This is a genomic window from Delftia deserti (genome assembly GCF_042653485.1).
In the GTDB taxonomy this organism is placed as follows: domain Bacteria; phylum Pseudomonadota; class Gammaproteobacteria; order Burkholderiales; family Burkholderiaceae_C; genus Comamonas; species Comamonas acidovorans.
The window spans coordinates 707588-725906 of sequence record NZ_JBHSIH010000001.1 but is presented as its reverse complement, the minus strand read 5'-3'; the positions used below and the strand labels follow the sequence as shown (position 1 = coordinate 725906).

15 protein-coding genes are annotated in these 18319 nt (G+C 67.3%); 5 read left to right on the top strand and 10 right to left on the bottom strand.

Translation table 11 applies throughout. The features are described from left to right. Positions 1 to 75: 75 nt before the first annotated feature. The 4 genes from ACFPFG_RS03520 to ACFPFG_RS03505 form a co-directional block, all read right to left on the bottom strand. On the bottom strand, positions 76 to 537 hold the full coding sequence (locus ACFPFG_RS03520; protein WP_312377605.1) for a hypothetical protein: 462 nt from the start codon (positions 535 to 537) through the stop codon (positions 76 to 78). Positions 538 to 540: 3 nt separating this feature from the next. Continuing rightward, positions 541 to 1149 carry a peptidoglycan recognition protein family protein gene (locus ACFPFG_RS03515; protein ID WP_380105076.1) on the bottom strand — a complete coding sequence of 203 codons (609 nt, stop codon included), beginning with the start codon at positions 1147 to 1149 and terminating at the stop codon, positions 541 to 543. 245 nt (positions 1150 to 1394) lie between these two features. Then, positions 1395 to 1862, bottom strand: a complete 468-nt coding sequence (locus ACFPFG_RS03510) for a hypothetical protein (RefSeq protein WP_312377610.1) — start codon at positions 1860 to 1862, stop codon at positions 1395 to 1397. Between the two features lie 96 nt (positions 1863 to 1958). Next, positions 1959 to 2897: a DMT family transporter gene (locus ACFPFG_RS03505; protein WP_380105074.1), complete on the bottom strand. Its 939-nt coding sequence runs from the start codon at positions 2895 to 2897 to the stop codon at positions 1959 to 1961. A gap of 145 nt (positions 2898 to 3042) precedes the next feature. On the opposite strand from ACFPFG_RS03505, the gene ACFPFG_RS03500 reads away from it, so the two are divergent. Next, positions 3043 to 3975, top strand: coding sequence for a LysR family transcriptional regulator (locus ACFPFG_RS03500; protein ID WP_183020572.1), 933 nt, complete (start codon positions 3043 to 3045; stop codon positions 3973 to 3975). Here the strand turns inward: ACFPFG_RS03500 and ACFPFG_RS03495 are convergent. Genes ACFPFG_RS03495 through ACFPFG_RS03485 form a run of 3 tightly spaced genes read right to left on the bottom strand, consistent with a single transcriptional unit; the run spans position 3972 to position 7256 of the window. Then, complete coding sequence (locus ACFPFG_RS03495) at positions 3972 to 5537, bottom strand: PhnE/PtxC family ABC transporter permease (RefSeq protein ID WP_380105072.1); 1566 nt, start codon at positions 5535 to 5537, stop codon at positions 3972 to 3974. The genes ACFPFG_RS03500 and ACFPFG_RS03495 overlap by 4 nt on opposite strands. Beyond that, a complete protein-coding gene (locus ACFPFG_RS03490; protein ID WP_380105070.1) occupies positions 5528 to 6352 on the bottom strand; it encodes a phosphonate ABC transporter ATP-binding protein in 825 nt (274 codons plus the stop codon). The genes ACFPFG_RS03495 and ACFPFG_RS03490 overlap by 10 nt, the downstream gene beginning before the upstream one ends. A 19-nt stretch (positions 6353 to 6371) precedes the next feature. After that, positions 6372 to 7256: a putative selenate ABC transporter substrate-binding protein gene (locus ACFPFG_RS03485; RefSeq protein WP_380105068.1), complete on the bottom strand. Its 885-nt coding sequence runs from the start codon at positions 7254 to 7256 to the stop codon at positions 6372 to 6374. 586 nt (positions 7257 to 7842) lie between these two features. On the opposite strand from ACFPFG_RS03485, the gene lldP reads away from it, so the two are divergent. The 4 genes from lldP to dld all read left to right on the top strand — a co-directional run bounded on the left by lldP (position 7843) and on the right by dld (position 13579). Then, complete coding sequence (lldP, locus tag ACFPFG_RS03480; RefSeq protein ID WP_374618275.1) at positions 7843 to 9537, top strand: L-lactate permease; 1695 nt, start codon at positions 7843 to 7845, stop codon at positions 9535 to 9537. Between the two features lie 185 nt (positions 9538 to 9722). Then, a complete protein-coding gene (gene lldR, locus ACFPFG_RS03475; RefSeq protein ID WP_380105066.1) occupies positions 9723 to 10484 on the top strand; it encodes a transcriptional regulator LldR in 762 nt (253 codons plus the stop codon). 198 nt (positions 10485 to 10682) lie between these two features. Continuing rightward, positions 10683 to 11822 (top strand): FMN-dependent L-lactate dehydrogenase LldD, encoded by a 1140-nt coding sequence (gene lldD, locus ACFPFG_RS03470; protein WP_374618277.1) that lies wholly within the window; start codon positions 10683 to 10685, stop codon positions 11820 to 11822. Continuing rightward, positions 11819 to 13579 carry a D-lactate dehydrogenase gene (gene dld / locus ACFPFG_RS03465; RefSeq protein WP_380105064.1) on the top strand — a complete coding sequence of 587 codons (1761 nt, stop codon included), beginning with the start codon at positions 11819 to 11821 and terminating at the stop codon, positions 13577 to 13579. The genes lldD and dld overlap by 4 nt, the downstream gene beginning before the upstream one ends. 43 nt (positions 13580 to 13622) lie before the next feature. Here the strand turns inward: dld and ACFPFG_RS03460 are convergent, their stop codons facing one another. The 3 genes from ACFPFG_RS03460 to ACFPFG_RS03450 form a co-directional block, all read right to left on the bottom strand. After that, a complete protein-coding gene (locus tag ACFPFG_RS03460; protein ID WP_380105062.1) occupies positions 13623 to 15131 on the bottom strand; it encodes an aldehyde dehydrogenase family protein in 1509 nt (502 codons plus the stop codon). Between the two features lie 44 nt (positions 15132 to 15175). Beyond that, positions 15176 to 16066, bottom strand: a complete 891-nt coding sequence (locus tag ACFPFG_RS03455; protein ID WP_380105060.1) for a transporter — start codon at positions 16064 to 16066, stop codon at positions 15176 to 15178. Between the two features lie 120 nt (positions 16067 to 16186). Beyond that, entirely contained in the window at positions 16187 to 18310 is a 2124-nt protein-coding gene (locus tag ACFPFG_RS03450; RefSeq protein ID WP_380105058.1) for a PQQ-dependent dehydrogenase, methanol/ethanol family, read from the bottom strand. Positions 18311 to 18319: the final 9 nt, after the last annotated feature.

Sequence of the window (18319 nt, the reverse complement as noted above, 5' to 3'; positions counted from 1 at the left end):
GTTTTTGGCAGGAGGATGGGGAAGCGATCAATGGGAGTGACAAGACGCCCGTGTAGACAATGTCTGAACAACAGGTCAAAGCCCCGTCAACTGCGGCAATGCCTTCTCGCAGGCCTTGCGGCACAGGTAGCGCAGGTCGTGATCGCCATCTTCACTGCGCAGGTAGCCGGCACCGGCGGCGTTGATGTTCCATTCATAGACCTTGCCCGAACGCAGCAGCCGTCCGCTGAAACTGCAGGGCAGGATGATGGATTCCTCATGGAAGCTGCCAGCCGAGACTTGCTTTGCCGTCGCGAAATAGCGGGCCACGTCGGCGGCGTCCAGGCTGACTTTCTCGCATCCCATGGTCTCGCCCGTGCCTACGGAACGGGTGACCGGGCCGATGACGGAAACGGGCGCAGCCTTGGCCGCGTGTTTGTGCGTGGATGTGGAAGTAGATGAGGCCTGCAGCGGCGCATGCAGGCACAGCATCACGGCAGCCCAGGCGGCAATGCGCAGGCTGCGAGAGGGATTGTTGAAAAGCTGGCTGGATGGCATGGCTCAGGCTCCCGTGAAGATGTAGCGCAGCAATTGGGCGCCTTCGGTCGCTTCCTTGCGGGCAATGGCGCCGTGGGAGTAGACATCGGACAGAAGCTTGAGCTTGTAGTGGTCCACCAATTGCTGGGTCAGCCATTTGGTCTGGAACAGCTGCGATTGGGTGGGCGCCTCGTAATCCTTGTTCGATGGCAGGAAACGGCCCACCACCTCGATGCCCACGGAGTCGCTGTTGGCCGGATAACGCAACGGATAGGCCTTTGTGTTCTCGTGCGATGACACATTCTTGGCCCGCTTGCTGAAGCTCAGGCCCTTTTGGTGCAGCAGGGCATTGATGTTCTTGAGTTCCGTGGGATCGCAGGTGCTCTCGTTGACGCAGCGCGGCTGCAGGATGCCCACATGCCAGCAGATGCGCTCAAGGCTGGCCGTCTGGTAGATCTTCCCGTCCTTCTCGATCAGAAAGTGCGCCCCCGTTTTCTGGCCACTCTTGTAGGCATTGAGCACGCTGGCGGCCGTGGACGAGTCAGTGCGGTGTAGCACGATGGATGTGACGGACAGCAAGGCGCCGTGCTCTATGGACGGATAGGTCTTGACTTCGACGCTTTTGTCTACCATCAATCCTTTTTCGATAGTGGCCAATTATTTCTCCCTCTGTATTCCGGCTGAATGAATGCGAATGGCGGAAAGCCGGGAGAGCATACGTGGCAGAGGGATATGAATGATTCAAAATGTACAACTCATGCCTGATTGGAAATATCTTGAAACAATTAAGGGAATTTATGAAGTCTTGATGAATGGTGAGCGCATGTGTTCATGTCTTTGCATCGGCCATGAAGTACCTCATGGCCTTGTACACCTGTCTAATGGGTTTTGATTTCGATGATCATTCCGAAGATAAACGCAATCCCCAACCCAAAAATAGTGCCAAGAGAATTCAGGAAAATGTATTCAAGATCCGTAGAAAACGGACCATTCATTGAAAAAATCAGAGAAATTCCAAGATATGGAATGGAGCCTGCGATGGCTCCATAAATCGAAAGATTCAATAGTGTCAAACGGTTGTGTTTATTCAACATGAATATGCCAGGCAGACCCAGAATGACGAAGCCTGTGTAGCTGCAGGCCCAAATCGGGAAGATCAGCAAGCCGATCCAACTGTCCCCGCTGATTCTTGCTGCGGCAAGAACTGCCAATATCACCGCGGGGAAAAATGGCGCAGCCAAGCATGCGACAAGCATTCTGGGCGTAATGCAGATAAATGATTGAGTCTGCAGCTCATGGGCGTCTGGCCTGACGGAATTGATCCGTTGCGGAATCATTTTTTCCATGATGTAACGGTGGATTCACAGTGGGAAATGGCTGAAAGGAGTGGCCATCGTATTTGCCCTCTGTGAAGTCAGTGAGAAGTGGCTTGGAACGGTAATTCACGACTGGCCCGTGAGCCGGTGCCCCAGCACCGCCACCACAATGCAGCCCATTCCCGCCCACTGTTCCGCCGACGGCACGGCGCCAAACCAGGCCAGGTCCACCAGCAAGGCCATGGCGGGGTAGACGAAGGACAGTGCCGCAATGGCGGGCGCCGGCAGCCGCTGGAATGCGGCATACATCACCGTGTACATGAAGGCCGTATGGACCAGTCCCAGGGTCAGCACCATGGAGGCGGCCCGCGCTGACAGCAACTGGGGGCTGGCTGCGGCGACATGGGCGAGCAGGGGCAGGGCCCACAGGCCCAGCACCAGTCCGCCCGCGAGCATCTGCAGCATGGCGATCTGGGCCGGGGGCATGTGGCCCAGGCGGCGCGTGGCGACCGTGGTGCCTGCGTAGAGTGCGGCGGCCAGCAGGGCCAGGGCCACGCCTATCCAGGCGCCTGTTCCAGCATGCGATGCATCCATGCCATCCAGCCCGACCAGGCCGCTGCTCAGTGCCACGCCCAGCAGGGCCAGCAGCAGCCAGGGCAGCTTGCGGCGTTCGACGGGCTCGCCCTGCAGCGCCGAAAGAGCCAGCAGCATGAAGGGCTGCACGTGGTAGACCACGGTGGCCACGGCGATGGAGCTGTAGTGGTAGGCGCTGAACAGCGCGACCCAGTTGAGCACCAGGGCGATGCCGCCCCCGGCCAGCCACAGCCATTCACGGCCTTGAGGGGAGACCCATTCGCGCCGCCAGGCCAGCCACAGGCCCAGGCCCAGTGCGCCCAGCACGCACCGGGCGAATACGACCAGCAGCGGCGGCAGCGCGCTTTCCACGACGAGCAGGCCGATGGTGCCCGACAGCGCCATGGCCAGCAGCATGCGCCAGGTGCCGCCCTGGCTGGTTCGGGGCCGTGTAGGTGAGGTTGCAGAGGTGAGGCTGGGGCTGTGGGACATGGTGTCGATTCCTGGGCGCGCTTCGGTATGGAGCGCATGGCCGTATCTTGCGGACCCTGCAATCAATCAACAATCCACCAGTCATTCAAATTAATATTGCCTGCCATGCAACAAAGACCGGAGTAGCGCCTTGCCCGATACCGCCATGCCCCTGGATGAAATGCTGGTCTTCGCCCGCGTGGTGGAGCACCAGAGCTTTGCGGGCGCGGCCCGGCAATTGGGGCTGACGACCTCGGCCGTGAGCCGCAGCGTGGGGCGGCTGGAGGCGCACTTTGGGCTGCGGCTGCTGCAACGCACCACGCGCTCGCTGTCGCTGACCGAGGCGGGGGCCGAGATCCACCAGGCCTGCCTTCGGCTGGTGGCGGATGCCCAGGCCGTGCAGGCGCTGGCCGGCCAGCTGCGCCAGCAGCCGCGCGGGCTGCTGAAGATCAGCGCGCCGGCCGTGCTGGGCGATATCTGGCTGTCACCACTGCTGCCGGGCTTTTGCGCGCGCTGGCCCGAGGTGCAGGTGCAGGTGGACATGACGGACCGCATGGTGGACCTGGTGGCCGAGGGGCTGGACCTGGGCCTGCGCATCAGCGTGCCGGGCCAGATCGCGCCGGGGCTGGTGGCGCGGCCGCTCAAGACCATCCGCTATGTGCTGGTGGCCACGCCCGGCTACCTGGCGCGGCATGCGCAGATCATGGAGCCCGGGCAACTGCTGGCGCATCCCTTCATCAGCCTGGGCTACGGGCAGTTCCAGAACGAGGTGGAATTGCGCCCGCTCCACCCTGCGGCCGCGCCCGCCATGCGTCTGCTGGTGGATACGCCCATCACCATTGCCAGCAGCCTGGGCATCATCCACGCGCTGCAGCAGGGGCCGGGCATTGGCGTGGTGGCCGACTTTGCGGCGCAGGCGGCGCTGCAGGCCGGGCAGCTGGCGCCCGTGCTGCCGGGCTGGGCGCTGTGCGGCAAGTACGCGCCGCGCGTGGTGCATGCGGTCTATGCGCCCACGCGCCATGTGCCGCTGAAGCTGCGGGCGCTGATCGACTACCTGGTCGAGATGGAAGGCGAGGGCGCCGCGGCCTCCACCACCTAACCCATGCGCCTTCGCAGCGCCGCGCTGGCCCAGTCCACGGCCACGGACAGCGCCAGCATGGCGATGATGACGGTGCTGGCCTGGGCGTAGTGGAACAGCGACAGCTCGAAGTACAGCAGCTGCCCCAGCCCGCCCGCGCCCACAAAGCCCAGGATGGCGGCCATGCGGATGTTCATCTCCCAGCGGTACAGCGTATAGGCCAGCAACTGCGGCGCGGCGCCGGGCAGGGTGGCGTAGAGGAAGGCCATGGCGCGGCCGCTGCCGGACAGGCGCAGCGCCTGGGTGGGGGCGGCGGGCTGGTTCTGCAGGGCCTCGGCATACAGGCGCCCCAGCACGCCCGCCGTGTGCAGCGCCAGCGCCAGCGCGCCTGCGAACGGGCCCAGGCCCACGGCCAGGGCGGTGATGGTGGCCCAGACCAGCTCGGGCACGGAGCGCAGCACGTTGAGCACCAGGCTCCAGGGGGCGCGCCAGCGCGGCAGCGCCAGCAGCAGGCCCAGCACGGCCGCCAGCAGGGTGCCGACCACGGAGATGGCCAGCGTCTCCCACACGCCCACGGCCACCTTGCGCAGCCATTCGGCGCTGGTGTCGGGAGGGAAGAAGCTGATGACGAATTCCAGCATGGACCGGCCCGCCGCGCCGGTGAACAGCGAGGGCAGGTCCATCTCCAGCATGGCAAAGCTGGCGGCCACGCCCAGCGCCAGGGCGGCGCAGGTGAGGGCGCTGCGCCAGCCCCAGGCGCTGGCACGCGCGGCGGGCGGCGTGTCCAGCGCGCGGCGCAGGCCGCGCGAGAGCAGGTTGGCGCCCCAGACCAGCAGCATGAAGGTCAGCAAGATGGTGGAGGCCTCGCCGCCGTTGAGCATCTTCATGGCCTGGTCCATGAGCTGGCCCAGGCCGCCCGCGCCCACAAAGCCCATGACCACCGAGGCGCGTATGGCGCACTCCCAGCGGTAGACGGTGTACGAGGTCAGCTCGCGCGCTGCCTGGGGCAGCAGGCCGTAGAGCATGGCCAGCGGCCGGCGCGCGCCCGCCTGCGCCAGGGCACGCGCAGGCGCGGGGTCGGCCGATTCCAGGATTTCCGCATAGACCTTGGCCAGCATGCCGCCATAGGTCAGGCCCAGGGCCAGCACGCCAGCGGCCGGCCCCAGGCCGAAGACGCGCACGAAGACAAGGGCCCAGACCAGCTCGGGCACGCCGCGCAGGATGGTGAGCAGGCCGCGCGTGACGGGGTTGAGCGCCCGCCGCTCGCGCGCGGCGCCCGTGACCAGGTAGGCCAGCGGCACGGCCAGCACAAAGGCCAGGGCCATGCCGGCCGTGGCAATGGCCAGGGTCTCCAGCGTGGCGCGGCCCAGGTAGCCGAGGAAGTCGCGCCCGGTCTCGGGCGGCAGGAAGGTGGCCAGAAAGCGGCCTATGACCTGCAGGTTGCCGGGATCGAACAGCGCACCCAGGCTGAAGCCTGCGCCCTGGAACAGCGGCCACAGCACGACGGCGGCCAGCACCAGGGCGCCGAGGCGGCGAGGCGCGGCGGGGTCACGCAGCGCGTGCAGATCGGAACTCAACGGCATGCGGATGCGGACAGCGGTGCGGCAAAGGCGGCGGGCGCGGGTGTCCACGCAGGGCGGGAGGGATCATCGCCAGGATGCTCGGACCCATACAGCGCACGCAGGTGTTCCTGCGTGACTTCGGCCACCGGCAGGTCGAAGGCGATGGCGCCATCGCGGATGCCCACGATGCGCGCAAAGCAGGCCAGCGCCAGGTCCACGGCATGCAGGCTGGCCACCAGGGTGGCGCCGCGCGTGGCCGCTTCTTGCACCAGCAGTTGCACGGTGGACAGGGCCAGGGCCGGGTCCAGCGCGGCCACGGGCTCGTCGGCCAGGATGAGCTCGGCCTGCTGGTAGAGCACGCGGGCGATGCCCACGCGCTGCAGCTGCCCGCCAGAGAGCTGGTCGCAGCGCGCGAACAGCTTGTCTGCCAGCTGCACGCGGGCCAGGGCCTCGCGCGCGCCGGCGGTGTCCTGTGGGTACAGCAGCGAGGCCAGCGCCTTCCAGGCCGGCCAGCGGCCCAGGCGCCCGGCCAGCACGGCCGTGACCACGCGCTGGCGCGGCGGTATGGGCGGCGCCTGGTGCACCGTGCCGATGCGCGCGCGCAGCAGCCGGGGAGCCCCCGCGCTGGACGCAGGCACCTCGTCGCCCAGCACGCTGCGCCGGCCCTGGCTGGGTGCCAGCGCCGTGCCGATGACGGACAGCAGCGTGGTCTTGCCCGCGCCCGAGGGGCCGATCAGCGCAATGGCCTCGCCCTGGCGTGCGGCCAGCGTCACGCCGCGCAGCGCAATGCCGCCGCCGGCGTGGGTCAGGCCCACGCCTTCCAGTTCAAAGCTCATGGAGCGCGCCTGCCGCGACTTACTTGAGCAGGCCGGCCGACTTGGCGGCAGCCTCGATGCCTTCGTAGTTCGAGGCCTGGGTGGGCACGAAGCGCGCGGCGCGCTGCAGCTCCAGGATGGCCTTGTGCTCGGGCTTGGCCGGGTCCAGCGCCAGGAAGGCGTCGGTCAGCTTCTTGACCAGGGCCGGGTCCAGGTCGCCGCGCACGGTCCAGTTGTAATCGAAGTAGGGCGGTGTGGTGGCGAACACGCGCACCTTGCTGGTATCGATCTTCTTGGTCTCCACCAGCTTGTCCCATACCGATGCGTTGAGCACGCCGGCCTCGGCCTTGCCTGCGGCCACGAAGGCCACGGTGGCGTCATGCGCGCCGGAGAAGGCCACGGTCTTGAAGTCCTTCTCGGGGTTGATGCCGTCCTGCTGCAGGAAAAAGCGCGGCATCAGGCTGCCCGAGGTGGACGAGGGCGCGCCAAAGGCAAAGCTCTTGCCCTTGAGGTCGGCCAGGGTCTTGATGGCGGGGTTGGCCGTGATGAACTTGGAGGTGAACCTGGCGTCTTCCTCGCGCTGCACGATGGGGATGGCCGTGCCGTTGGTGCGGATCTTGGCCTGCACGAAGGTGAAGCCGCCCAGCCAGGCGAGGTCCAGCTTGCGCGTGGCCAGCGACTCGACCACGGCGGCGTAGTCGGTCACGGGCGTGAACACCACCTTCATGCCGGTCTGGGCCGAGAGGTACTTGCCCAGCGGCTCGAACTTGCGCTGCAGCTCGGTGGGAGCTTCATCCGGGATGGCCGAGACGCGCAGCACGGCGGATTCGGTGGCCAGCGCGGGCAGGCTGGACAGGGTGGAGGCGGCCAGCACGCAGGCAGCCGCCTGGCGCAGCGCCGAGCGGCGCGCAGGAATGTGGTTCATGGATGGGCTCCGTTCAATCAGCCACCGCCGTCCGGATACACGGCGGTTTAATGGGCGCCCGGGATGACCGGGCGCCGAAAGTACAAGGGCGGTACACCGACCGCTGAGGCTGCATTGTAGGGAGCGGGCTTTTCCGTTGGGGGCGTCAGGCATGGGCGCCGGACCTGCGGGCACAGCGCTGCCGCCGATCTTTTTCCAGCTTGCGCCGCGTTTGTGCACCGCCTGGGGCCTTGCCTGGCCGAAGACTTGAGCATGCGTCGCACCAAAATATCCATGATTGGTATGACCAATAAATGTCCTGGTGCATTATCTGCACTATTTTAGGTGTTTACCCTGTTCAACTGATGGCTTGAAAGCTCTGAGAATCGCACCACTTCGCGCAATGGTCTGAATTTTGACTTAATTGGTTGGACCAATTTTTCAATAGCCCACAAGGCACCAGCGCGGGGAACACTCCCGGTCACCGTTGCAACCAGCCAGCCAGCAGACATCAGTGCGGATCGCACCGCATGCCAACGCTGCAACGAGAGGGAGTGGCCGACAAGGGGCGCTCACCGCGCCCTCCCCATCATCTAGAGACACGGTCATGCAAACCATCTGGCAGCAGAACTACGATCCCGCCGGGAACATCTGGATCTCGGCGCTGATCGCGCTGATTCCCATCATCTTTTTCTTCCTGGCGCTGACCAGGTTCCGTCTGAAGGGCTACCAGGCAGGCACCGTCACCGTGGCGCTGGCGCTGGGCGTGGCGCTGCTGTTCTACAAGATGCCCGTGAGCGCGGCACTGGCCTCGGCCGTGTACGGCTTCTTCTACGGCTTGTGGCCCATCGCCTGGATCATCGTGGCGGCCGTGTTCCTCTACAAGATTTCGGTCAAGACGGGGCAGTTCGACGTGATCCGCTCGTCCATCCTGTCGGTCACGCCCGACCAGCGGCTGCAGCTCATCCTGGTGGGCTTTTGCTTCGGTGCCTTCCTGGAGGGCGCGGCCGGCTTCGGCGCGCCCGTGGCCATCACGGCCGCGCTGCTGGTGGGCCTGGGCTTCAAGCCGCTGTACGCGGCCGGCCTGTGCCTGATCGCCAACACGGCGCCCGTGGCCTTCGGCGCCATGGGCATTCCCATCATCGTGGCGGGGCAGGTCTCGGGCGTGGATGCATTCGCCATCGGCCAGATGGCCGGGCGCCAGCTGCCCTTCATGACCGTGCTCGTGCTGTTCTGGCTGATGGCCATCATGGACGGCTGGCGCGGCGTCAAGGAAACCTGGCCTGCCGTGCTGGTGGGCGGCGGCTCCTTCGCCGTGGTGCAGTTCCTCACGGCCAACTTCATCGGTCCCGAGCTGCCGGACATCACCTCGGCCATCGTCTCGCTGGTGGCGCTGACGCTGTTCCTCAAGGTCTGGCAACCCAAGCGCATCTTCCGTTTCGACACGGAAGGCGAGGGCGGCAAGCCCGCTGCAACCGCAAAGGCGGCCAAGGCTCCAGCCGTCAACTCCGGTGCACCGCTGACGGCCGGCGCCGTCATCAAGGCCTGGTCGCCCTTCATCATCCTCACGGCCATGGTGACGGTCTGGAGCATCAAGCCCTTCAAGGCGCTGTTCGCCGCAGGCGGGCCGCTGGCCTCCACCGTCATCAACATCCCCGTGCCCTTCCTGCACAACCTGGTGGAGAAGACGCCGCCCGTCGTGGCCGCCGCTGCGCCCTACGGCGCGGTCTACACCTTCAACTGGCTGCTGGCCACCGGCACGGCCATCCTGATCGCGGCGCTGATCACCATCACCTTCACGCGCCTGTCGCCGGCCAAGGCCGTGGCCACGCTGGGCGAGACCTTCAGGGAACTGGCCGTGCCGATCTACTCCATCGGCATGGTGCTGGCCTTCGCCTTCGTGGCCAACTACTCGGGCCTGTCGGCCACGCTGGCCCTGGCGCTGGCGCACACGGGCCAGGCGTTCACGTTCTTCTCGCCCTTCCTGGGCTGGATCGGCGTGTTCCTCACGGGCTCGGACACCTCGGCCAACGCGCTGTTCGCCGCGCTGCAGGCCACCACGGCGCAGCAGCTGGGCCTGCCCCAGGTGCTCACGGTGGCGGCCAACACCACGGGCGGCGTGACGGGCAAGATGATCTCGCCCCAGTCCATCGCCATTGCCTGCGCGGCCGTGGGCCTGGCAGGCCGCGAGTCGGACCTGTTCCGCTTCACGGTCAAGCACAGCCTGATCTTCGCCGTGATCATCGGGGTGATCACGACGCTGCAAGCCTATGTGTTTACGTGGATGATCCCGGGGTATTGACATGAAACACCCCCTGAGTCGCTGCGCGCCTTCCCCCTCTCTACCCGCTTCGCGGGGGAGGGGGACGACACCCTCGCGGCGGGGCGGCCCTTGCTCGGTGTCCCTGGCTTGGGCAGTGCGGGTTTCATGCGATGAGGCTGGCGCATAGCGCCGTGAATCACTGAAAACCAATTCTGAGAATCCCCATGCGCGTTGCCGATCAAGTTGTCGAGAAATTGCTTGCCCTGGTGCAGGCCAGCGGAGTGCAGCCCGGACAGCGGCTGCCCGCGGAACGGCAACTGGCGGCCGAGCTGGGTGTCTCGCGCACCTCGGTGCGCGAGGCCATACAGAAACTCACCAGCCAGGGCGTGCTGGCGGCGCGGCGCGGCGATGGCACCTACCTGCAGGAGCCGGCGCCGGCTGCCGAGCCTGCGGACTGGCTCAAGGACGCCATGCGGCCGCTGGCCGGCCTCATGGAGTCCGACTCCCACTACCGCTACGACGTGCTGGAAACCCGCCATGCGCTGGAGACCAGCACGGCCTGGCTGGCCGCCCAGCGCGCCACGGAGCGCGACAAGGACCATATCCAGCGCTGCTTCGACGTGATGATCCAGCATCAGCAAAGCGGTCACGCCGAACTGGCGGCGCGCGCCGACGCGCAGTTCCACCTGGCCATTGCCGAGGCCTCGCACAACCTGGTGCTGGTGCAGGTCATGCACAGCCTGTTCACCGTGGTGCTGTCCACGGTGGAGCGCAACCGCCATGACATGTTCCGCCTGAGCGCGCCCCAGACCCTGCAGGAGCTGACCGTGCAGCACCAGAGCCTGATGCAGGCCATCCTGGACGGCGACCCGCAGCGCGCCCGCGAATGCATCGGCGAGCACCTGGAGCATGTGCGCACCACCATCCAGCGCCTGGACGAGGACCGCGCGCGGCGCGAGCGGTCCATGCGGCTGCCGCTGAAATGAAGCTCCCCCTGAGTCGCTGCGCGCCTTCCCCCTCTCTGCTCGCTTCGCGAGGGAGGGGGACGACACCCTCGGTGCGGGGCGGTGCGGCCGGCGTAGGCCCTTCCTCGGTGTCCCTGGGTTGGGGTGCGCCAGTCTCATGCGAGATCGCCCCAGGCCAGCGTCCTGTTGACCTATTTTGAAAGACATGAGACCACCATCATGATCATCTCCTCCACCTCCGACTACCGTGCGGCGGCGCAAAAGCGCCTGCCGCCTTTCCTGTTCCACTACATCGACGGTGGCGCCTATGCCGAGCAGACGCTGCGCCGCAATGTGGAAGACCTGGCCGCCGTGGCGCTGCGCCAGCGCGTGCTCAAGGACATGAGCCGGCTGGACACCAGCATCGAGCTGTTCGGCGAGAAGCTGTCCATTCCCGTGGCGCTGTCGCCCGTGGGCCTGACGGGCATGTACCGCCGCCGCGGCGAGGTTCAGGCCGCGCGCGCGGCCGACGCCCATGGCATTCCTTTCACCATGTCCACGGTATCGGTCTGCCCCATCGAAGAGGTAGCGCCCAAGATCAAGCGCCCCATGTGGTTCCAGCTCTACGTGCTCAAGGACCGGGGCTTCATGCAGAACGCGCTGGAGCGTGCCCAGGCGGCCGGCTGCTCCACCCTGGTCTTCACCGTGGACATGCCCGTGCCCGGCGCGCGCTACCGCGATGCGCATTCGGGCATGAGCGGCCCCAACGCGGCCCTGCGCCGCTACTGGCAGTCGGTCACGCACCCGGCCTGGTCCATGGACGTGGGCCTGCTGGGCCGCCCGCATGACCTGGGCAACATCTCGGCCTACCGGGGCAGCCCCACGGGCCTGGCCGACTACATCGGCTGGCTGGGCGCCAACTTCGATCCCTCCATCTCCTGGAAGGATCTCGAATGGATACGCGCCTTCTGGAAGGGCCCCATGGTCATCAAGGGCATCCTGGACCCTGAGGACGCCAAGGATGCCGTGCGCTTTGGCGCCGACGGCATCATCGTCTCCAACCATGGCGGCCGCCAGCTCGACGGCGTGCTGTCCTCGGCCCGCGCGCTGCCGGCCATTGCCGATGCGGTCAAGGGCCAGATCAAGATCCTGGCCGACTCCGGCATCCGCAACGGACTGGACGTGGTGCGCGCCATCGCCCTGGGCGCCGACTGCGCCATGATCGGCCGCGCCTTCATCTACGCGCTGGCCGCTGCCGGCGAGGCCGGCGTCAAGCACCTGCTGGAACTATTGGAAAAGGAAATGCGCGTGGCCATGACGCTGACCAGCGTGAGCAAGGTATCCGACATCACCGGCGACCTGCTGGTGCGCCAGCCATGAGCGCGCTGCAGACCCCGGCCGTCTCCCGCGAGACCCTGCTGCTGCAGTTGCGCGAAGCCGTGGGCGCCGCCCATGTGCTCACCGACGACCAGGCAACGCGCCGCTTCCGCAAGGGCCACCGCACGGGCGAAGGGCCGGTGCTGGCCGTGGTACGGCCCGCGACGCTGCTGGAGCAGTGGAAGGTGGTGCAGGCAGCCGTGGCGGCCGGGCGCATCGTCATCATGCAGGCCGCCAACACGGGCCTGACGGGCGGCTCCACGCCAGACGGCGCGGACTACGACCGCGAGATCGTGCTCATCAACACCTTGCGCATCACCGGCGTGCAGGTCATCGGCAGCGGCGCCCAGGTGGTCTGCCTGCCCGGCGCCACGCTGGACCGGCTGGAGCAGGCGCTGGCGCCGCTGGGGCGCGAGCCGCATTCGGTGATCGGCTCGTCGTGCATCGGCGCCTCGGTGCTGGGCGGCATCTGCAACAACTCGGGCGGCGCCCTGGTGCGGCGCGGCCCGGCCTATACCGAGCTGGCGCTGTACGCGCGTGTCTGCGACGACGGCTCGCTGGAACTCGTCAACCACCTGGGCATCGCCCTGGGCCGCACGCCCGAGGAAATCCTCACGCGGCTGCAAAACGGCGACTACACCGAATCCGACATCGCCCACGATGCGCAGCGCGCCGCCTCCGACCCGCGCTATGCCGAGGCCGTGCGCGCCGTGGACGAGGACACGCCCGCGCGCTTCAATGCCGACCCCTCACGCCTGTTCGAGGCCTCGGGCTCGGCCGGCAAGCTGTGCCTGTTCGCCGTGCGGCTGGACACCTTTCCCAAGGAGCCCAGCACCGTGTTCTATATAGGCAGCAATGCGCCCGACGACCTCACGGCCGTGCGCCGCGAGCTGCTGACCGCGCTGCCGCGCCTGCCGATCGCGGGCGAGTACATCCACCGCACGGCCTACGACATCGGCGAGAAATACGGCAAGGACACCTTCCTGCTGATCGACCGCTTCGGAACGGCCAGGGTGCCGGCCGCCTTCGCCCTCAAGAGCCGCGTGGACGGCTTCTTCGAGCGCTTCGGACTGCGCGGCGTCACCGACCGCGTGATCCAGGCGCTGACCAACCTGCTGCCCAGCCATCTGCCCGCGCGCATGCGCCAGTGGCGTGACCGCTACGAGCACCACCTGCTGGTGCGCGTGTCCAACGACACGGCCGAGGCCACGCGTGAATTCCTCACGCGGCACTTCAGCGGCAGCACCACGGGCGGCTGGTTCGAGTGCGATGCCGACGAGGGGCGCAAGGCCTTCCTGCACCGCTTCGCCATCGCAGGCGCGGCCATCCGCTACCGCGAGGTGCACCGCGCCCAGGTGGAGGACATCGTCGCCCTGGACGTTGCCCTGCGCCGCAACGACCGCGAATGGGTGGAGCAGCTGCCCGCCGAGGTCGAGCGCGACATGGTCCACAAGCTCTACTACGGCCACTTCTTCTGCCATGTCTTCCACCAGGACTACATCGTCAAGAAGGGCGTGGACCCGCTGGCCATGGAGCACCGCATGTGGGAGCTGCTGGACGCGCGCCGCGCCGAGTACCCGGCCGAGCACAACGTGGGCCACCTGTACGTGGCCAAGCCCGCGCTGGCAGGCTTCTACCGTGAGCTGGACCCGACCAACACCTTCAACCCCGGCATAGGCCACACCTCGCGCAAGCTGGGCTGGGAGGAATGCTGCGACCGGCCGGGGGGATGGCCCAAGGGGTATTCGGAGGCCTCCTGAAGCCAGGTGCAGGCGGGCCAGGGAGCGGCCCGCCGTATCCGGCTCACAGATTGATGAACACCGACTTGGTCTCCAGATAGGCATCCAGCGCGGTGCGGCCCATGTCGCGGCCCATGCCGGACTGCTTGTAGCCGCCGAAGGGCATGCCCGGGTCCAGCGTGCTGTGGCAGTTGACCCAGACCGTGCCGGACTGGATCTTGGGGATCAGGCGGTGGACCTTGGACAGGTTGTTGGACCAGATGCTGGCGCCCAGGCCGTAGGGCGTGTCGTTGGCCCAGGCGGCGACTTCGTCGAGGTCGTCATAGGGCATGGCCACGAGCACGGGGCCGAAGATTTCCTCGCGGGCGACGCGGTGGTCGTGCTGCACGCCGGTCATCACCGTGGGCTGCACGAAGTAGCCGCGCTGGCCTGCGCGGGCGCCGCCCGTCACCACCTCGGCGCCCTGGCCGCGGCCAATGTCGATGTAGCTGCAGACGCGCTCCATCTGCTCCTGCGAGACCAGCGGGCCCATCTGCGCGCTGGGGTCCAGGCCATGGCCCAGGGTGAGCCTGGCGGCCTGGTCGGCCACGTCGGCCACCACGCGGTCGAACATGCTCTTGTGCACGTACAGGCGCGAGCCCGCGCAGCAGACCTGGCCGTGGTTGAAGAAGATGGCATTGGCCGCACCCGCTGCCGCCGCGGCGGGATCGCAGTCATCCAGCACGATGACGGGGGACTTGCCGCCCAGCTCCAGCGTGATGCGCGTCATGTTGTCCATGCAGGCATGGCCGATGAGCTTGCCCACCTCGGTCGAGCCCGTGAAGCTGACCTTGTTGACCAGCGGGTGCGAGACCAGGGGCGCACCCGTGCCGGGGCCGTCGCCCGTGACGACGTTGAACACGCCGGGCGGAAAGCCCGCTTCCTGGATCAGCTCGGCCAGCATCAGCGCGGTCAGCGGCGTCTGCTCGGCGGGCTTGAGCACCAGGGTGCAGCCTGCGGCCAGCGCGGGCGCCAGCTTCCAGGTGGCCATGAGCAGGGGGAAGTTCCAGGGCACGACGGCGGCGACCACGCCCACGGGCTCGCGCCGGGTGTAGGTGAACATCTGGGCCTCGGGCGCGAAGGGCACGGAGTGCTCGTGCGTCATGCCTTCGATCTTGGTGGCCCAGCCGGCCATGTAGCGGATGGAGTCGATGGCCATGGCGATGTCCACGGCGCGCGCAATGGCGGCGGACTTGCCGTTGTCCAGCGATTCGACCTCGGCCAGGGCCTGGGCATGGGTCTCCATGAGGTCGGCCAGGCGCAGCATCAGGCGCTCGCGCTCCACGGGGCGCATGCGGCCCCAGGGGCCCAGGTGCAGCGCGCGGTGGGCGGCGCGCACGGCCAGGTCCACGTCGGCAGGGCCGGCGCTGGCGACTTCGGCGATCACGGCCTCGGTGGCCGGGTTGACGGTGGACAGGCGCTGGCCGGTCCGGGCCGCCACCCATTGGCCGTCGATGAAGAGGTCATGCGTGCCCCGGTTGAGGAAGGCGCTGGCGCGCTCGGTGATCTGGTGCTGGATGTCGTTGAGGTTCATGGTTCGCTCCTTGGTGGATGGGCAGAGGTCGGGGGACCGGGGGGTCAGAACACTTGCAGTAGACGAAGGTTGATGCGGGCGTTCTCCTTGAAGCCCTGGCGCACATGCAGGTCGCGGCCCACGGTGGCCAGCAGCTGCGTCTTGGGCGCGACAAACACCGCGCCGCCGAACGAGACCTTGGTGGTGGACTGGCGGTCGCCTTGCGCCACGCCGTTGACCTGGGTCTCGCCGCCCGTCAGGTGCGACAGGCCCAGGCGCAGGTCCGAGGTCTCCGACAGGTGGTAGCGCAGCAGGCCCTGGAACTGGAACTGCGCCTTTTGCTTGAGCGTGGCGCTGTTGGCGCCGAAGTCGTCGTTCTTGCCGAAGACGGTGACATCGGCCGCCAGGTCCATGGTCACGCTCTTGCCCAGCGGCTTGATCCAGCCGGCCTGCAGGGCGGCCTTCCAGCGGTTCTCGCCCAGGCTCAGCGGGTCGTTGCGGTTGTACTGGCCCGTGGGCAGCCAGACAAAGGGGGTGATGCCGAAGTGCTCCTTGTCGCCGGGCTTTGTCAGCCACAGGGTGGCGGCCAGCATCAGGTCGCCCACGCCGGTATTGCTGCCCATGGCCGCGATATCGCGCGAGGCCGACAGGCGCCCGAAGGGCAGCAGGAACTGCGGGTCGATCACATAGTCGCCCAGCTTCATGAAGTGCACGCCGCGCGCTATGCCGATGTCCGAGGTCAGCCTCGGCCGTATGGGCGCCTGGTCGCCATTGGCATAGAGGCTGTCCCGCGTGGCGTGCTGGTAATAGACCATGCCCAGCGTGGTGCCCGGAGGCAGGGCGGTGTAGTCGCCTGCGTCGATATCGACGGCGTGGGCGTTGAAGGCCGTGCTGGCGGCCATTGCGGCCGCAGCTGCGAGGGCCAGTGATGCGCGTTGACGGGGTTTGAATCGCATGGCGGGATTCCTGTTTGGGGGTTTTCAGGCAAAGGCCGTCCCTGGCCTGCTGCGGGGCAGCAGGGCCGGGGATATGCCTGTGAGAGGTGGGGGAGGGAGAGGAAGCGGGGCGGGAGCCGCCTACTTGGGCCGCACCGCGTCGGCCGTGCCCTGGATGAAGGCCTTGATCTTTTCCACGTCTTCCATGCTCAGCTTGCCCGTGAAGTCCGGCATGCCGCGCGACATGGCCGGGCCCTTGAAGATGAACTTGTCCAGATGCTCGATATAGGCCGGGTCCAGGTAGCCGAGGTTGGGCAGGTTGCCGCCCCGGTCCACGCCGGGCACGCCGTGGCAGAAGGCGCAGTTGCTGACGTACAGGGCCGTGCCTTCGGCCACCAGGCTCTTGTCGTAGGGCACGCCCTGCAGCAGCTTGCCCTGCTGGTAGGCGACGAAGGCGGGCGCCTCGGCCTTGCCGTCCAGCGCGAAGGTGTAGACCGTGCCCGGGCCCTTGCGCTCGGTGTGGCGCGCGGCCAGGCCGTAGACGCCGCCCCAGCCCACGGCAATGGAGACGTACTGCCGGCCATCGACCTCATAGGTGATGGGAGCGGCCACCACGCCCGTGCCCGTGGGCTTTTCCCAGAGCTTCTTGCCGTTGCGCGCGTCATAGGCCACGAAGCGGCCGTCGGCCGTGCCCTGGAACACCAGGTTGCCCGCCGTGGCCAGCGTGCCGCCGTTCCAGGGCGAGGCATGCTCCACGCGCCAGCGCTCCTTTTGCGCCACCGGGTCCCAGGCGATCAGGCGGCCGAAGGGCGTGCTCTTGGGCGGCTCCATGTTGATCAGCGTGGCCGTGTTCCAGCCGATGTTGCTGTGCGGCTCGGGCAGGGAGCCGCCGTTGAACTTCCAGTTCTTGTTGTCCTGCAGCGTCAGCGGCACATGCTGGGCCGGCAGGTAGGCCAGTCCCGTGTCGGGGCTGTAGGACATGGAATGCCAGTTGTGAGCGCCGAAGGGGCTGGGAATCACGTCGCGGGCGCGGTCGCCGCTGCGCGCGATCGGTGTCTCGATGGGCCGGCCCTTGGCGTCGTAGCCGCTGGCCCAGTTCACATCGACGAAGTTCTTGGCCGAGATGAACTGGCCGTTCGTGCGGTCGATGACGAAGAAAAAGCCGTTCTTGGGCGCATGCAGGATGACCTTGCGCGGCTTGCCGCCGATCTTGATGTCGGCCAGCACCATGGGCTGGGTGGAGGTGAAGTCCCAGCTGTCGCCCGGCGTCTCCTGGTAATGCCAGACGTACTCGCCCGTATCGGGGTTCAGCGCCACGATGCTGGCCAGGTACAGGTTGTCGCCACCGGCCGGGCTGCGCTTGGCTTGCGCCCAGGGCGAGCCATTGCCCGTGCCGATGTACATGAGGTTGAGCTCGGGGTCATAGGCCATGGTGTCCCAGGCCGTGCCGCCGCCGCCGGCCTCCCACCACTTGCCGGCCGGATCCCAGGTCTTGGCGGCGCGGGCCATGGCCTCGTTCTCGAACGGCTTGGACGGATCGCCTGGCACGGTGAACCAGCGCCACTGCTGCGCGCCGGTCTCGGCGTCATAGGCCGTGACATAGCCGCGCACGCCGTACTCGGCGCCGCCGTTGCCGATCAGCACCTTGCCCTTGATGACGCGCGGCGCGCCCGTGATGGTGTACGAGTAGGCACGGTCGATGATGGTGTCCTGCTCCCAGACCTTCTGGCCCGTGGCCGCGTCCAGCGCCACCAGGCGGCCATCGAAGGCGCCCACATACACCTTGCCCTTGTAGACCGCCACGCCCCGGTTGACCACGTCGCAGCAGCCCTTGAAGCCGTTGGCGCGGTCCACGCCGGGGTCGTAGCTCCACAGGCGCTTGCCGGTGCGCACGTCCACCGCATGCACCACGCTCCAGCTGGCCGTGACGTACATGATTCCATCGACGACCACGGGCGTGGACTCCACGCCGCGCGTGGATTCCAGGTCATACGACCAGACCAGGCCCAGCCGCTTCACATTGGCCGTGTCCAGCTGCCTGAGTTTGGAAAAGCGCGTCTCGCTGTAGTCCATGCCGTGGCTGGGCCAGTCCTTGGAGCTGCGTGCGTTGTCGCGGATGCTCTGCGAGTCGATGCGCGAGGTGACGGCGCGTATGTGCTCGGGCGAGCCTTTGCTCGGCAGGCCGGCCTGCGCCAGGGCGGCGCCCGGCAGGGCCAGCGCCAGGCCGGCGGCCAGCAGCGTGGAGGAAAGCACCTGGGTCTTCATGTTGTCTCG

Bases quoted from the DNA above. Each gene is read 5' to 3' on its own strand.
- ACFPFG_RS03520 (WP_312377605.1), bottom strand. From the start codon at position 537: ATGCCATCCAGCCAGCTTTTCAACAATCCCTCTCGCAGCCTGCGCATT.
- ACFPFG_RS03500 (WP_183020572.1), top strand. From the start codon at position 3,043: ATGCCCCTGGATGAAATGCTGGTCTTCGCCCGCGTGGTGGAGCACCAG.
- ACFPFG_RS03460 (WP_380105062.1), bottom strand. From the start codon at position 15,131: ATGAACCTCAACGACATCCAGCACCAGATCACCGAGCGCGCCAGCGCC.
- ACFPFG_RS03490 (WP_380105070.1), bottom strand. From the start codon at position 6,352: ATGAGCTTTGAACTGGAAGGCGTGGGCCTGACCCACGCCGGCGGCGGC.
- ACFPFG_RS03485 (WP_380105068.1), bottom strand. From the start codon at position 7,256: ATGAACCACATTCCTGCGCGCCGCTCGGCGCTGCGCCAGGCGGCTGCC.
- ACFPFG_RS03510 (WP_312377610.1), bottom strand. From the start codon at position 1,862: ATGGAAAAAATGATTCCGCAACGGATCAATTCCGTCAGGCCAGACGCC.
- ACFPFG_RS03505 (WP_380105074.1), bottom strand. From the start codon at position 2,897: ATGTCCCACAGCCCCAGCCTCACCTCTGCAACCTCACCTACACGGCCC.
- ACFPFG_RS03495 (WP_380105072.1), bottom strand. From the start codon at position 5,537: ATGCCGTTGAGTTCCGATCTGCACGCGCTGCGTGACCCCGCCGCGCCT.
- ACFPFG_RS03450 (WP_380105058.1), bottom strand. From the start codon at position 18,310: ATGAAGACCCAGGTGCTTTCCTCCACGCTGCTGGCCGCCGGCCTGGCG.
- dld (WP_380105064.1), top strand. From the start codon at position 11,819: ATGAGCGCGCTGCAGACCCCGGCCGTCTCCCGCGAGACCCTGCTGCTG.
- ACFPFG_RS03515 (WP_380105076.1), bottom strand. From the start codon at position 1,149: ATGGTAGACAAAAGCGTCGAAGTCAAGACCTATCCGTCCATAGAGCAC.
- lldD (WP_374618277.1), top strand. From the start codon at position 10,683: ATGATCATCTCCTCCACCTCCGACTACCGTGCGGCGGCGCAAAAGCGC.
- lldP (WP_374618275.1), top strand. From the start codon at position 7,843: ATGCAAACCATCTGGCAGCAGAACTACGATCCCGCCGGGAACATCTGG.
- lldR (WP_380105066.1), top strand. From the start codon at position 9,723: ATGCGCGTTGCCGATCAAGTTGTCGAGAAATTGCTTGCCCTGGTGCAG.
- ACFPFG_RS03455 (WP_380105060.1), bottom strand. From the start codon at position 16,066: ATGCGATTCAAACCCCGTCAACGCGCATCACTGGCCCTCGCAGCTGCG.